General features: G+C 43.4%; 16 protein-coding genes. 9 read left to right on the top strand and 7 right to left on the bottom strand.

The window, feature by feature from the left end:
• Window positions 1-553 precede the first annotated feature (553 nt).
• Window positions 554-1,843: a hypothetical protein gene (locus tag FWF39_RS01025; protein ID WP_343381576.1), complete on the top strand. Its 1,290-nt coding sequence runs from the start codon at window positions 554-556 to the stop codon at window positions 1,841-1,843.
• Window positions 1,844-1,976: 133 nt separating this feature from the next.
• Here FWF39_RS01025 and FWF39_RS01030 read toward each other — a convergent pair whose 3' ends face one another.
• Window positions 1,977-2,360 (bottom strand): hypothetical protein, encoded by a 384-nt coding sequence (locus FWF39_RS01030; RefSeq protein ID WP_343381577.1) that lies wholly within the window; start codon window positions 2,358-2,360, stop codon window positions 1,977-1,979.
• Between the two features lie 151 nt (window positions 2,361-2,511).
• On the opposite strand from FWF39_RS01030, the gene FWF39_RS01035 reads away from it, so the two are divergent.
• Complete coding sequence (locus FWF39_RS01035) at window positions 2,512-2,814, top strand: hypothetical protein (RefSeq protein WP_343381578.1); 303 nt, start codon at window positions 2,512-2,514, stop codon at window positions 2,812-2,814.
• Between the two features lie 111 nt (window positions 2,815-2,925).
• Here FWF39_RS01035 and FWF39_RS01040 read toward each other — a convergent pair whose 3' ends face one another.
• On the bottom strand, window positions 2,926-3,345 hold the full coding sequence (locus tag FWF39_RS01040) for an HIT family protein (RefSeq protein ID WP_343381579.1): 420 nt from the start codon (window positions 3,343-3,345) through the stop codon (window positions 2,926-2,928).
• A gap of 86 nt (window positions 3,346-3,431) precedes the next feature.
• Between FWF39_RS01040 and FWF39_RS01045 the strand changes: the two genes are divergently transcribed.
• Window positions 3,432-3,716: an iron-sulfur cluster assembly protein gene (locus tag FWF39_RS01045; protein ID WP_343381580.1), complete on the top strand. Its 285-nt coding sequence runs from the start codon at window positions 3,432-3,434 to the stop codon at window positions 3,714-3,716.
• Between the two features lie 16 nt (window positions 3,717-3,732).
• Here FWF39_RS01045 and FWF39_RS01050 read toward each other — a convergent pair whose 3' ends face one another.
• From FWF39_RS01050 to FWF39_RS01065, 4 genes are all read right to left on the bottom strand, one after another.
• Window positions 3,733-4,494, bottom strand: coding sequence for an ABC transporter permease (locus FWF39_RS01050; protein ID WP_343381581.1), 762 nt, complete (start codon window positions 4,492-4,494; stop codon window positions 3,733-3,735).
• Window positions 4,491-5,480: an ATP-binding cassette domain-containing protein gene (locus FWF39_RS01055; RefSeq protein ID WP_343381582.1), complete on the bottom strand. Its 990-nt coding sequence runs from the start codon at window positions 5,478-5,480 to the stop codon at window positions 4,491-4,493. Before FWF39_RS01055 ends, FWF39_RS01050 begins: the two co-directional genes overlap by 4 nt.
• A gap of 185 nt (window positions 5,481-5,665) precedes the next feature.
• On the bottom strand, window positions 5,666-5,932 hold the full coding sequence (locus tag FWF39_RS01060; protein ID WP_343381583.1) for a YdeI/OmpD-associated family protein: 267 nt from the start codon (window positions 5,930-5,932) through the stop codon (window positions 5,666-5,668).
• Window positions 5,925-6,152, bottom strand: coding sequence for a hypothetical protein (locus FWF39_RS01065; protein WP_343381584.1), 228 nt, complete (start codon window positions 6,150-6,152; stop codon window positions 5,925-5,927). The genes FWF39_RS01060 and FWF39_RS01065 overlap by 8 nt, the downstream gene beginning before the upstream one ends.
• A 346-nt stretch (window positions 6,153-6,498) precedes the next feature.
• Here FWF39_RS01065 and FWF39_RS01070 point away from each other — a divergent pair, with 346 nt between their 5' ends.
• The 3 genes from FWF39_RS01070 (at window position 6,499) to FWF39_RS01080 (ending at window position 9,254) form a co-directional block, all read left to right on the top strand.
• The gene (locus FWF39_RS01070; RefSeq protein ID WP_343381585.1) at window positions 6,499-7,275 is read left to right on the top strand and encodes an ABC transporter ATP-binding protein; all 777 of its coding nucleotides are present in this window, start codon (window positions 6,499-6,501) and stop codon (window positions 7,273-7,275) included.
• On the top strand, window positions 7,272-8,990 hold the full coding sequence (locus FWF39_RS01075; RefSeq protein WP_343381586.1) for a hypothetical protein: 1,719 nt from the start codon (window positions 7,272-7,274) through the stop codon (window positions 8,988-8,990). The genes FWF39_RS01070 and FWF39_RS01075 overlap by 4 nt, the downstream gene beginning before the upstream one ends.
• A 72-nt stretch (window positions 8,991-9,062) precedes the next feature.
• A complete protein-coding gene (locus FWF39_RS01080) occupies window positions 9,063-9,254 on the top strand; it encodes a hypothetical protein (RefSeq protein WP_343381587.1) in 192 nt (63 codons plus the stop codon).
• Between the two features lie 126 nt (window positions 9,255-9,380).
• On the opposite strand, the gene FWF39_RS01085 is transcribed toward FWF39_RS01080, so the two are convergent.
• Window positions 9,381-10,592, bottom strand: coding sequence for a hypothetical protein (locus FWF39_RS01085; RefSeq protein ID WP_343381588.1), 1,212 nt, complete (start codon window positions 10,590-10,592; stop codon window positions 9,381-9,383).
• A 326-nt stretch (window positions 10,593-10,918) separates the two neighbouring features.
• Between FWF39_RS01085 and mobQ the strand changes: the two genes are divergently transcribed.
• The 3 genes from mobQ to FWF39_RS01100 all read left to right on the top strand — a co-directional run bounded on the left by mobQ (window position 10,919) and on the right by FWF39_RS01100 (window position 14,301).
• Window positions 10,919-12,556, top strand: coding sequence for a MobQ family relaxase (gene mobQ / locus FWF39_RS01090; RefSeq protein ID WP_343381589.1), 1,638 nt, complete (start codon window positions 10,919-10,921; stop codon window positions 12,554-12,556).
• A gap of 315 nt (window positions 12,557-12,871) precedes the next feature.
• Entirely contained in the window at window positions 12,872-13,009 is a 138-nt protein-coding gene (locus tag FWF39_RS01095) for a hypothetical protein (protein WP_343381590.1), read from the top strand.
• A gap of 674 nt (window positions 13,010-13,683) precedes the next feature.
• Window positions 13,684-14,301 carry a DUF996 domain-containing protein gene (locus FWF39_RS01100; protein WP_343381591.1) on the top strand — a complete coding sequence of 206 codons (618 nt, stop codon included), beginning with the start codon at window positions 13,684-13,686 and terminating at the stop codon, window positions 14,299-14,301.
• Window positions 14,302-14,746: the final 445 nt, after the last annotated feature.

Consider the following 14,746-nt stretch of genomic DNA (forward strand, 5'->3'; position numbering starts at 1 on the left):
ACACCTATACTGTTGGTTCCTACAAGGTTTACGTGGACACTAAAGGCAATACTCAGATTCGTGATTGCCGTATAGTGTAACAAATCAACACCTTTTTATATATTTTTTTAAAATTAAAAAAAAATGTTATTTTTGTAGAATATTGCTCTTTAATGAGAGTATGTTTTTGTATTTAATTCTGATTATTTGTAAAGAGTGCAGGGGGTGGGATTGTCGTGTTTGCGTCTGGAGCTTTTCCTCAAAGTCACGGCTTAGACTTTGAGATGGCATATTTAAACACTAAACGGAAGTATGTTGCTTATCTCTAATAAGCCTAACTTTTTCGTAATCTCAAACAAAACCACTAACAACATCAAATAGTTGTGTGATAAATATTAAAATTAAAACTCTAACTTTATTCTGGTTAAAAATCAGCCTAAACCCCGATCAAAATGTTCAGCTAAACATGCCCAAAGGGTAAACCAAGAAAACAGCTCATACCCTTTCTTTCCTCACAGCCATATTAACAAAAACTGTTTTATATGAAGAGCCCTAAATACAGATAGGGTTAAACATGAATAAAATTATCCTTTTCATGTTGCTTTTCTTTTTCATAAGCGCAACATTTGCAACAGCATTCACTTCTGTTTCTGCTTCAGAGTTAGTTGAGGATTCCTGGAATACGATGGCTCCAATGAATCACGCCAGAGCTCATTTGGGCGTTGTTGCTGTGGATAGCAAGATCTACGCAATTGGCGGCAGTCTGGCAGTGGTTCCCATCCTTAATGACGGCACCCTTAATGCAAGCATTTACATGGCCACTAACGAGTGCTATGATCCAAAGACCAACACATGGATTACTTTAACCTCTATGCCTACCCCAAGGTATGATTTTGCTATAGCGGCTTGCGAAGGCAAAATCTACTGCATCGGCGGCTATGGTTACACTGAAAAAGGGTTGACGTACAGTCCTCTCACTGTGAACGAGGCCTATGATATAGCCACTGATAGTTGGAGTACTAAAGCCGCTATACCATTTAGTGGAGGGCAAACAGAGGCGCAAGTTGTAGATGGAAAAATTTTTGTCATAGACGAAGACCTCAATACATTGTTTATGTATGATCCAGTTACGGATTTATGGATCACAAAAACCAGTATGCCCAATAGAGGAGCAGGTCTTGCTTTGGATGTGGTGGAGGGGAAAATAATAGTTACGGGTAAATTTTACTCCAACAGAGAATCTGGGGTATCCCGTGATTTGAAGGTTTGGATTTATACTCCCGAAGTGGATACGTGGAGGGAAGGAACCGCGGGATATAGAACGACGGATAGTTTTGCAGCGGGGGCAACAACGGGTCTTTATGCGTCTCAAAAGTTCTATGTTTTTTGTGGAGATGGGGCAACAAAGGCTACGTTTGTTTATGATCCTGTAGATGATGTTTGGTCAACTGTTAAAGCAAGACCGGCAGGTCGTTGGTCTTTTGGTGTTGCTGTTGTTGATGATGTTTTTTATGTAATCGGGGGATTTACCGAAGGTTTCACTGATAAGAATCCGGGGCCTTCACCGCCTTCATCGCTAAATGAGCAGTATGTGCCTCTTGGTTATCAGGGTGCTCTGTCCTCAGATCCGGGGTCTTTGTTAGATAATCTGGTTCTTGTAGGGGTAGTGGTTGTAGCGGTTGCGGCTGTTGCTGTGGCAGGGACCTTATTGTTCTTTTTCAAAAACAAAGGAAAAAATAAAGAACAACCCTTGGCGTATCTAACTTCTGTATCTACGTTATTAGCTTTTAATTTCGCCCTTTTTCCTCTTGTGTTTATTTTAAATTGGCGGGTGCTGTTGCAATATCCTTATTTTTCTAGCTAAGAAGAAAAATAACCGTAGTGCCGAAAGTGGGACACATCTATCTGTGTCTGGAGTACTTCCTCAAAATCATGGCGTAGATCCTTGAGCGTCTGTGGTGTCTGACCTTTTTGATGAGGCGCTTATTTTAATCGCCTTAAGGCTTTTGTAATGCTTTACGGAGGGTATCTGCGGTGAAGGCTCCAACTATGAATAATATGAAAAAGGGTACCCAATACTGGGCGGTCAGTGGACCTGTGAGTTCTCTAACGATCATTAGCGGTATAAGGGCGGTGAGAAAACCTGAGCAAAATATCGCACTCACTCTATCCCATAGCTTTTGCGTTCTGTTTTCATTTTTAGGAAGTTTAAAACCAGTTTTATGCATAATATATCGTAAAATCAACAGCAATATGAACCAAATAGAAACAAATGTGAGCGACCCTAAAAGATTCGTGGCCCAAACAACAAAATAAACAATAGGCACAACAAGCACTGCCAAAGCTATCAACAAAAACACAGTGCCCTTAGTTATTTTCATAAACTCAGCCCTAAGATAATATGTAAAAACATTTTTTATAACTTTTTTGTGCTTCCTACCACAAAATATGGTTACAAACCCATGATGAGTATTTGGGGTTAGTTGCCATAATTGACTTATTTTTGGGTGAGATTTTTTTATGGGGATTATTTTGGAAAAAAATGTTTTGGTAAATCTTGATGAGTTGGATGGTAAAGATGTTATTGATATAAGCGGTACCGTTCTTGGGCAGGTGAAAGGTTCTAGAGTTAGCGTTAAAAATTGGCGGATTACACATTTGAAGGTCAAGTTATCCAATCAGGCGGCTGAGCAGTTGGGGTTTAAGAAACGGTTTGGAAGTGCAAGTGTTTGTATGCCCGTTTCACTGGTCTCGGCAGTAGGAGATGTTATAACCACTGAGAGTACGCTAAGTGAATTACGTCAAACCGCCGAGATTATAGAGTGCCCCGAGTAGTTAATTACCGCTTATCGAACGGCCCCGCGTATTTACGGCATTTCACTGTTTCTAGTAAAGGTAGGTTAAACTTTTTTCGGGAACTCAGGCTACAAGGTCGAGTGGAAAGAGTTAGAGATGTTGTTTGATTTTCGCGGCCATTTCATCGAGTTCTTTGCGTTCTGCTATGTTGAGTTCAGTGAAACTTGGCAAAGATAGTCCGTTGAAACGTGAAACTATATGAACGTGATAGTGAAAGATTACTTGTCCTGCTGCTTTACCGTTTTGTTGGATTATGCTTATGCCATCGGCGTTGGTTGCATTTTTTATGGCGGTTGCAAGGGTTTTTGTTACGGCGTAGATTTCTTGTAGATCATTTTTTGGGATATCAAAGATGTCGGCGTAGTGATTTTTGGGGATAACAAGGGTATGGCCTTTGCTTAGGGGTTTTATATCAAGAAATGCTAGAACAGTGTTGTCTTCATATAGTATGCTTGAGGGGACAGTTTTTTGGATAATTTTGCAGAATATACAGTTTTCGTCGGTGTTCAATTCATATCACCAGGTGTTGTTTTTGTTGATCAAACAGTTTATATGTTGTGCACTTTTATATGTCTTTTATCTGAAGATTGATGTTTATGACTGAGCTGGAAGACAGAGTGCGTACTGAGGTGGGCAGTATTCTTGATCCTGAAACGGGGCAGACTTTTGAGGAAATGCAACTAATTCAGAGGGTTAAAGAAACTGCGTCGGGTATGGTTACTGTTGAGTTTATGCCAACTAGTCCGTTTTGTCCCATCGCCTTTAAACTTGCTGCAGACATCCGTGAGGTTGTCAAAGCTGTTTTGGGGGTAGAGAGGGTGGTTGTTTATTGTCGGGGTCATGCGATGGAAGAGCAGATTAATGAAATGGCCAACAAATAAGTTGGTGTGCTGTTGGTTATTTCATTTTGCTAAATGCCCATGTGCCGATGCCTATCATGATTGCGTCAAATATGCACAGAACGGCTATGTTGATGTAGAGGGGGTTTAGGGGTGTCCATGCTGAGCCTGAGATGACTGTGCGCAGAGCATCTACGCCGTATGTGAGGGGGTTAAATCTGGCAGCAATTTGTAGCCATTCTGGAGTGCCGGCGCCTGTAATGGGGAACAGTGAACCGCTTAGGAAGAACAGTGGCAGGTTGATGAAGGTTTGAATGGCTCCAAAGTTTTCAAGACTGCCCATGAAGCTAGCTATGATTAGGCCTATACTGACTAAACCAATGGTGATTAGTAACATGATAGGCAGAGCAGCAAATAATGAGAGTGGGTTGAAGGGGATACCCAATATGAATCCGAAGGCAAATACGATTAAGCCTTGAATCATTGCGGCTGTGCTATCGCCTAGCATTTTGCCCAGAAAGATTGTGAAGCGCGATACTGGGGAGACTAGAACCTCTTTCATAAATCCGAATTCTTTATCCCAAATTACGCTTATACCCATAAACATGGCTGTAAAGAGCAACGTTTGTCCAATGATGCCTGGGAAGAGGTACTGTTGGTAATCTATGCCCGGTATGACTAGGCGTGCTCCAAAACCGGCTGCGAAAACAACCAGCCACAATAATGGCTGAATAAAGCTAACAACGACGCGTACGCGATCGCGCAGGAAGCGTTTGAGTTCTCTTAGCCAAAGGGTGTAGAGGGCTCGTGTTTCGCTCATCGTATCGCTCTCCTGTGAATGGCCGCTAACCCATGTAGCTCTTTAGTTGAATCTGCGCGTATTGAGCGTCCGGTGTAGTGTAGAAATACGTCTTCGAGATTGGGTTCTCGAGATACCAAGGATTCGACATATATGTTGTTGTGTGCGGCTAGTTCCATGATACGCGGCATTGCAGTTTTACCATTGGGCACCGTAATTTCTATGGCGCCATCGACTATGCGGGTTTTGTTAAATCCCAGCCATTCCGTCACTAGCTTTGAGAGAGACTCAAGATCGTTTGCCTGAACGGTTATAACATCGCCCTCAAGAGTGTCCTTTAGCTTAGAGGGAGTATCTAATACCGCGATTTTGCCGTGATCCATAATTGCAATACGATCCGAGAGCCTATCGGCTTCGTCCATGTAGTGAGTGGTTAAGACAACAGTTATGTCATGGGCTTCTTTGAGTTCTTTTATGTATTTCCAAATGTGATCACGTGTTTGGGGATCCAAGCCCACGGTGGGTTCATCAAGGAACAAAACTGTAGGGTAATGAAGTAAACCTCTGCCAAGCTCAAGTCTGCGCCGCATACCACCAGAATAGGTACGCAATAAACTATCTGCTCGGTCTTCGAGCTCTACGAGATTGAGAATACGCGCGATACGATCGCGTTGCTCTGATGCCGGCACGCCATAGAGGTTGGCATGCATGTAGAGGTTTTCTCTACCGGTTAAACGGTCGTCTATACTTGGATCTTGAAAAACAATACCTATGGATTTGCGGACTTGATTGGCTTGACGCATTATATCAAAGCCATTTACTAGAGCAGTACCTGAGGTAGGTTTTAGAATAGTACAAAGCATAGAGACAGTTGTTGTTTTACCTGCACCATTGGGCCCAAGTAGCCCAAAGATTTCACCTTTCTCCACAGTTATATCTAAACTATCAACTGCTTTGAAGTGGTCGTATGCTTTTGTTAGTTTGAGGGTTTCAATAGCATGAGGCATTTTGGTCGCTCTTTTTAAAGGAAACCATGAATGATTTAAAGATATTTGCCAACATACCAGATTAGCTAGATCATTTGCGTAATACGGTAATGCACAAAGACAGTATGTAGAAGATGAGCAGCAGTCTTAGATGTTAACATACGGATAAAGATAGATAAACTATTGATATTTGATACAAATAAAAATCAGCTACATAGGTTGAGGTTTATATTTAGTCGATCAATAATCTTTGCCAAATCACGTTGTCGGGCCTCCTCGCTCTTAAACGAAAGGTATCTACCTGTGTATGAAAGCCGAACAGACGGTGGCATCTTACAAAAGTTTTCATATGCGGGAGATATACCTACCAGCTTTTCTGTGAACTCTTCGATTTGTTTGTCTGTTATCGGTTCGCGCTTTGGTGTGTCCCAGGTACCGTTTCTTTTTGCGGCCTCAATTGCTTTTTCACCCAATTTGGTCACAACTCCTTTTTCTTGTAGTGTCTCCACCGTTTTCTTGTTTTTTTTCAGACCAAGGGCTTTTTGTACGACGTTGAGCAAAATATTTTATGTATTTTGTTTCATCGATACTTTTCATCTGCCCGTCTATCCACCCAAAACAAAGTGCTTCTTCCAAGGCGTCATTTGCAGATAAAGTAATAACCGCTTTTGTTTTTCCAAATACAAGCCACACGCCGCGTCTAACTTCAGCGTTCTCTTGTAGCCATGTGCGAAAATCAGTGCGTGAAAGAAATAGCAGTTCAGGTACATCTGGGCGCATAATCAAACAATCATTTAACCGAAAATATAAACAATCTGCACTGTTCTTGTTCGAGTCAGCAACTCAAAAAAAGGATACCTATAATTGATGATGATGCACAGATCAAACAGCTACTTGTTAGTGTGGAGCCTGATCTTAAAAGTAGCCTACGTAACTTTTTCAGTTTTTTAAGCATAGTTGCTTAATTTTAGATTTTAAGCATTAGCTAACATTAGGCTTAAATACTGATAAAAACTATTTGCAATGGGCGTGTCAGAGCATGAGTAGCAGTTCAAATGCGGTTGAGTTAAGAGGCGTAACTAAACGCTTTAATGAATTAGTGGCCGTAAATAACATTAATTTAACCCTAGGTACAGGCGAAATCTTTGCCTTGTTAGGACCCAACGGTTCAGGTAAATCCACCACCCTCAAGATGTTGCTGGGTCTTTTGCAACCAACGGCGGGCTCAGTAAATGTGCTTGGGATTGATGTAGCTAAAGATCCGGTTGCAGTTAAGCGCCAAATTGGCTATGTTCCCGAGTCTCCGGATTTATATGAATTTTTAACCGGTATTGAATATCTTGATTTCATAGCTGACATCTACAATGTCTCAGCAGCTGAAAAAAAGCAACGTATCACAGAATATCTAAAGGCACTTCAGCTTGAAGGCCGAGAGGGAGACATGATAAACAGTTACTCAGATGGTATGAAAAAGAAAATCAGCCTCATCTCAGCTTTTTTACATAAACCAAAACTACTCATTCTCGACGAACCACTAAACGCACTTGATCCCCGAAGTGCAAGAATCATCAAAGACTACCTCCAATCCCTCAAATCACAAGGCGTCACAACTATTCTCTCAACCCATGTGCTAGAAATCGCAGAAGCAGTGTGCGATCACATAGGCATCATGTATCAGGGTAACATCTTGGCACTGGGCAGCATGAGTGAACTTAGAGAAAAAGCCAGCTTACCCAGCTCAGGCTTAGAAGACATATTCCTCAAGTTAACAGGAACAGGCGACCTAAAACCGGTCGTTGAGGAACTGTTAAAATGAATTGGCGAACCATCCGCTACCTAATTAGCGTAGATCGCAAATCCGAGCGGCTAATAAGAGGCGTTAAAACTACTCGATACAAGGAGCGGGGCATACTTGCCTACTGGTACTATTGGGTTGCTGCAATCATTGGTTTGGTCGGCGGATACTTAGCCACACTTTTGACTGATCTAATTTATGCAAGTCCTGAACAGATAATATCTGAGCCGCTCGATGTTGTGGCTACGGGTTTCTTTATTGCACTACCAACGCTAGTTATGCTGGGATGTATCGTTTTTACGATGTTCCAACAGATTCAACTATCAGGTAGGAAAGCTTCTCGAGTGGTGAATTATTGGTTACCCATCACTTGGCAAGAACATACGGTAGCATCAATTTTATCTAACCTGCTGGGGGTTCCCCTCTCATTGGTTATAGGGTTTTCCGCAGGTGTCCTTGTCTTTTCGGCCTTTAACGGTTTAATATTAGCAGGTATCTTGACCTCTCTGATGTTATGTGGGTCAGCATTTATCGCAAGCACCACAACAGAAATTGTCCGTATAGCACAGACAAGATTTACCGGTGCAGTTTACAAATCTAGTGGCAAAGCGGCTGTCTGGGTACGCTTTATTGGTACGCTTTTATTCTTTTTGATCTTCTACCTTGTGTACTTTGCGATAGTTCAGGGTCCCGCACAATCCATCCAAGGCCTAACAGCGGCACAGAATAATTTGTGGTTTATACCATTTGTCTGGTTTGGTCTTACCCTATTCTATCTCTTAAAGGGCATATTTTTAGAAGGCCTGCTCTTTCTTGGACTATCGGTATTATTCGCAGGAGCACTGTGCTACTTAGCCATTGCGCTCAACAAACGGTTTGGTCTCTATGAGCCGCCGGCAATTACAGTCCAGACTAAAGGAACACAATACGCACCTAAAGCAGGCATCCTAAATAAATTCGGTTTAACTAGCATTGAAACAGCAATAATTCGTAAAGACATACGGTCCTTTACAAGACGCCGAGAACTAATAACAATATTCATCCTGCCCATAGTCTTTATGATAGTACCCATTTTTACCTCCATAAACACCAGCACTGGAGGGGAAGACATGATGGCTGAAGCTATAGTTAACTTGATGTTTAGCGGTATGGCTTTTATTTTACCGGCTGCCTTGATGGCAATGCTATTGGGTAACATGCTCATAGGAGAAGAGGGCCAGGCGGTTTGGCGCATCTATGCCTCACCAGTCTCTGCCAAAAATTTGGTCAAAGCCAAATATATCTTCTTAATCGGAATGGCAACTGTTGCACTGATTCTAACAAGCACTGTCGGAGCCATCTTCTTTAAAGCATCACCCACAATGATAGCAGTTGGTGTTTTGGAAGGATTGTTTGTGCTTTTTGCGTTGGGTACAATCGGTTTGCTGTGCGGGTTTAAAGGTGCCGATTTTACTGGAACGTTCCGGCAACGAATGATCCGCCCAGAATGGGGACTAATAAGCTTCCTTGCGTGTCTGGGTGCAACTTTAGCAATACTGGCACCGCTTGTACCATATCTACTTGTAAATGTTATAGGTGGACTTTTGCCGTTACCGTTTGCACTTCCAGCGCTGGGATTAACTGAACTGGCGATTTCCGTAGGAATCAGTGGAGCCATTGCAACAGTGATTACAGTCGTTTGCTATAGAGCCAATCTAAACTATGCAAAGGAACTCATACGTAAAGCAGAAATTTAGAGGTATCTAAGAACGAAAACGTTATATGCAGATAGAGTATCAAGACAGGTTTAACTTGCTTGGGGAATCTGTATGGGAACTGAGGGGAAAGGAACAATCTTTCGCAGAAAAGATGACCGCTACCTGCTTTATCTACCTGTCCGCTTAGTAGATGACAGTATGTTTCCACTAAAATGCGAAAACTCAATGCCAGTTAAAATCCGCTTCAACCCAAACGATGGAAAACTAGTCGTTGAAAAATGGACCGAAAAAGAAAACGAATAGAACAAAATTTTTTATTTTAATTTTAGTTTAGTTAGCTCAAACTACGCAAGAACAGATAATTTCGTGTGAGCTGAGTTTTTAGTTAAAATTAAATTGCATGTTTTTTCCGTTTCCTTTGTTTAGTGGTTACAGTTTTTGTGCTCTTTTGAAATAGAAAAATAAACCTCCAACAATAACACTGACAAGTACAACTATAGAAACTATAAGCACCACATAACCCGTCAGGCTCTCATCGTTAATATTGTCGCTGTCGTCGGTAGGATATATATTGTTATACTGTGTAGCGGTGTTACCAGAAATCACACCAGCCCGCTTGTTAAATGTGCCAGCGTTATATAAGCCTCCACCAACTTCAGCTGTATTGTTAGAAATTACACCATTTTCAGACAAACTAAAAGTGCAATCATAATCATTGAATACCCCACCACCATTACCAAAAAGATCCTCAACAACTTCAGCTATATTGCCAGAGATTACACCTCCAGACATACTAAAAGTTGCATCTCTATAACCACCCCCATTGTATATGCCACCACCATCCATCGCCTTATTGTTAGAAATCATACCGCCAGACATCATAAAAACGCCTTCATTGCACACACCACCACCCATAACAAGATAGGGCGGAGATACACCGTTTCCAGAAATCTCACCACCAGATAAACTAAAATTCGCACCATTTCTACCGTTGAACACCCCACTACTTTCTAGGTTATCAGAGATTTTGCCCCCAGACATACTAAAACTACCACCGCTGCGTACACCCTCACCCTCAAAGTTGCCTGAAATTTCACCACCAGACATAGTAAAATAGCCTTGGTTAGACACACCAGCGCCAAAAGGTGCATTGTTTTTAGAAATTATGCCTCCCGACATATTAAAAACGCCTTCATTGTAAACACCCCCACTACCAAAACCGCTAATATAACTAGGCTCAAGACGATTATCTGAAATCTCGCCACCAAGCATATCAAAAATACCTTGATTGTACACGCCACCTCCACCAGCCGGGCCGTTCTTCCCTACGTAGTGGGTATTTTCAGAAATTTTGCCGCCTAACAGTCTAAAATTGCCTTGGTTCCACACCCCATATTTGTGATTGCCCGAAATTTCGCCATCAGACAGGATAAGAGCACCGCCAGAATTAACCAATACTCCCGTAGCACGATTGTCATCATCTCTATGAGTTACAATGATACCGTCAAGCAACAACGAGCCATCCGTCTCAACAACAATAATAGTGCTCTGCTCATTGGTACCAATTAATTTGTAAAATTTTGTTGCACTTGTGCTTACCAGCGTACCAAAAGAGGATTTTAGGCTGGCGGCGGCATTCAAGGGAGTATAGCCTTTATCTTAACATAGAAATCGAAATCTATATCGGAGCGTAGCAAGGTGGCGCTCCGATTTTTTGTTAGAGTTGCCGCTATTGGTGGGGCCCTTAGCTCTCGGCACGGGCGGTTGTATGTTCCAGCCCAAAAATCGCGAAAAGCGGAGCAAGTGGCTTTTGTGTCCCAAGCCTCTACTAATATCGCTCCGGCGGCGAGGTTGGCCAGCTCCTTGCGGGGCTTCGCCCCGATCATGGGCGTTGCCTGCCTTTTCCCTTTCCGATTTTTTTGTTTATTACAAAAAAACGAAAGGGCGCACCTACACATTGCCCCGCAATGCCGCACCGAGAAACCCTACACAACATGCGGCATTGCGGGTTTGTTAGAAGCTCAAAAGCGGAGGGTTCCGTAACGGCGATTTATCACCTCAACGTCCAAATTATCGGGCGCAGTTCGGGACGGTCGGCTGTTGGTTCGGCTGCGTATAGAGCGGCGGAAAAGTTAAAGGCTGTGGGCGCGGCGGCGTATCGGTCGGGACAGGATTTAGGGGGCGAAGGCGACGAGGGCAACGAAATAACCCATGACTACACAAGAAAAAAAGGCGTGGTGTATAAAGAAATTATTTTGCCCGACAACGCGCCGCCCGAATTTGCAGATAGGCAAACCCTTTGGAACGCCGTAGAAGCAAAGGAAAGACGGCGCGACGCACGACTCGCGCGGGAAATCGAGGTAGCGCTACAAATAGAGTTTGATTTAGAAGAACAAAAAACCCTGCTCCGCGAATACATAAAAGAAAATTTTGTTGACAAGGGCATGATTGTTGATTTTGCCGTGCATAACAAGGGAGACGGCAACCCGCACGCGCATTTAATGCTCACGACGCGCCATGTTACGCCCGACGGCTTCGGAGGCAAAAACCGCGACTGGGACGAAGATACCGAGCTGTTAAAATGGCGTAAAAATTGGGCGGTGATTAATAATCGCAAGTTTGAGGAAAAAGGACTTGACGCGCGTATCGACCACCGCACCCTAAAGGCGCAGGGCATTGACCGCGAGCCGACAATCCACCTCGGACACGAAGCATCGGCACTGGAGAAAAAAGGCATACGCACCGAACGCGGAGACATAAATCGCGAAATCCAACGCCGCAATGAAGCACGCGCCCAAAAGGAGCACAAGCAGGAATTAACGGAACCCGCAACAAATGAAAAAACAGTTATCGAAAAACCCACTACCGAAAAAACGGCGCAAACCCTAAACGAATTAAGAATTGACTATATCACGCTTGAAAAAAACTTGTCTGAACTAATAACACAGCGCAACGAAATCCGCGAGGAACTTCCGCGCTTAAAATTCCGCGCCGAAAATATGGAGGAACACGCCCGAAATATTGATGTGCTTCAAGGCAGAATCGCCGAACTACAGGAAAATCGCCAAAATCTAAACTTTTTGCAATGGACAAAGAAACAAGAAACAGACGAAGCAATCGAACACGCCAAACAAGAAGCACGCCGCGCCGAGATATTTTTCAAAAACCGCTTCAACGTAGACCCCGACCAAACCCCCACAGAAATAAAACGCATACAAAAAATAATCCGCGAAAAACAAACCGACCTAACCACCAAAAACGCCGCCATCCTTGACATAATGAACACACAAGACAAAATCCTATTAGAATATCACACCCAAAAACTCCTCGCCCAAACCCATTACGACAAAGACCAACTAAACACACTATTGCAACAAATAAACACCCCGCCCGAGACCATTCGCGACCGCCTGCTCCAAGAGCGCATCGACCGACGGCTAAACATCATTCCCGACGAAAGTTTCCAAAAAGTTATCGAAAGACTACCCCAAAATCAGGCGCAAACCCTAATAGACGAACGCAAACGCGCCCAAGAAAAAGAACTTAAAGAACTCGAAAAACTACGCGAGCAGACCAAAGCCCATGACTTAACGCGCAGTCGCTAATATCAAAGAAAAGCCGAAACACTTGCAATTCCGTGAATTTCAAGTTTTTAACGGCTCATTAAAACTGGATGGACGCTGACACTAATGACTATGCCATGAGAGGTAACCACTCATGGCATAGTCATTTTGTGTTGGCATCCATCCAGTGACTAAAAGTGCGCAAGGATATGTTGCTTCGCAACATCGCATAGTGGACAAACCCTACGGAATATGCTGTTTTGAGGGTTCAAGACCGCCCTCAATCGCGAAATCCAGCGGCGCAACGAAGAACTCGCCGCCAATTTTAATTCGCCCACCGAAGGTGCGGCATCAGGCGTGGGGAGTCAAAAGCGAGAATCTGCACCCATTAACGCCGCTAAAGAAACACGCGCCGCGCTAATTGACGCGAGTTTCAAAATGCGGCAAGAAGAATCGGAGTATAAAGGTATTGCAGGGCTTGATGTGGAGCGGTAAAGGCGGTGGGTTTGCTCAGCGACTGAAAGTCGCAAATTGCGGCTAAAGCCGCTTGCCCCGCTCCGAATATTCCACTTTTTAAAATGATTCGCATCCGTTCGTTCGCCTTGATTCGCTGGATGACGTAAGATAGTGGAATGTGCGAGAGGGCTTCACTCAATACATTTGTGGGCTATTGGGTATTCTTGCACTGTAGTTGGAAACGTGTTGTGAAATATGATACAGGAATCAAGGTCATTCATCATTCCGTTTCCTCTCTGCTGTGTCAATTATGCTAAAGCTTTTCGCCTAAAGGCGAAGGTTTTAAACCTGGCACATGGAAAATAAAACTCAAGCGGTCAGAGTTAGATAAAAGATACGCCCGCGAAGCAGAGATTAAAAAAGAGCTGGAGGTTATTGAGACAGAGTATCGTATTCAAAAGCAAATTGCCGATAATCACCCCGACCGTGCGCTGATATATGACTTGTTGGAACAAATGAGGGAAACACCCGCGTCAGCCCGCGCAAGTTTACAACAAATGCAACTCGAACGGCACCTTGACACAATCGCGCGAACGAAACCTTCGAAAAAACCACCGAATAACAAATAACGGTTTTCTGCGTTTCCGAAAATGAGAAGAAGACAAACGCTTTTATATTAAACATTAAATAAGGTGTATTAGGGCATAATTAAAATGAGTGATTTCGATTCAAGTAAAACTTTAGCCGGCATCGGCTCAATACTGCTAATGATTCCCCTCGCAGGCATCGTCGGCGTTATTCTCATCTATCTTAGCATGAAAAACTTTGCCGAATACTACAAAGACAACAGCATCCGCCAAAACATGCTCACAGGCGCAATCTTTTGGATAATCGGCATAATCATGAGCGGCATTGGCATACTCTTCGGGCTTACCATTATAGGCATTCTTATTGCGATACCGCTCTTTATAGTGGCAGCCGTCTTTGAGTTATTAATGGTGATATACGTCCGAAGGGCGCTACATGTATTAGCTGACCGCTCAGGTGTAAATCTATTCCGCACGGCAGGAACATTACTGTTAGTCGGCGCAATACTTACAATATTTGTTATTGGCGCTTTCTTCATGTTTATTGCATACATACTCTTAGCTGTAGCTTTCTTCTCGCTCAAACCAAACACAAACCCGCCAACATACAATAATTGTTCAGCACCGTCTCCACCGCCTCAAACTACCTCAACAGCAAGCACTGACACCAAATTCTGTACCCACTGCGGCGCACCTGTTCCAATAGATTCTGCTTTCTGCTCGCGTTGTGGAAAACAAGCATAGGCATAAAATGAATAGCTAATTCCCACACATTTTTTTATTGTTTATCCATTTTTAAGAGGCTGATGATGTCGCCGTCCCCATCGGCGGCGCTTACGCTCAAACCCCTCGCGCCCCCTCGCTCATCGCTCCGAAGTCGCGCTTCGTTACGCGAGGGGATGCTACACTTCGCTCCGCTCGGAAGTGCATGAACCGAGCTTCCGCTCGCTTGCGCGCCGCCTGACGGCGACCGTAATGAGGGCGCGCAGAGTAAAGATTCCGAAGAATGTTATTAACAGCTAACATAAGCGTACCCAAGAAGTGCAAAGAAAAAGAAGAATGCAATGATGCGGAATCATTCCCCGCAACAGCAAACCTTGTTCTCGTTTGACAGCCGTTCTCTTACCTCTTTTCTAAACGCAGAATCATTATAATATTTCAAACGCTCATCTTGCGAAAGGTTCTTTGT

Source organism: Candidatus Bathycorpusculum sp. (genome assembly GCF_009778815.1).
Classification (GTDB): Archaea; Thermoproteota; Bathyarchaeia; order Bathyarchaeales; family Bathycorpusculaceae; genus Bathycorpusculum; species Bathycorpusculum hydrogenotrophicum.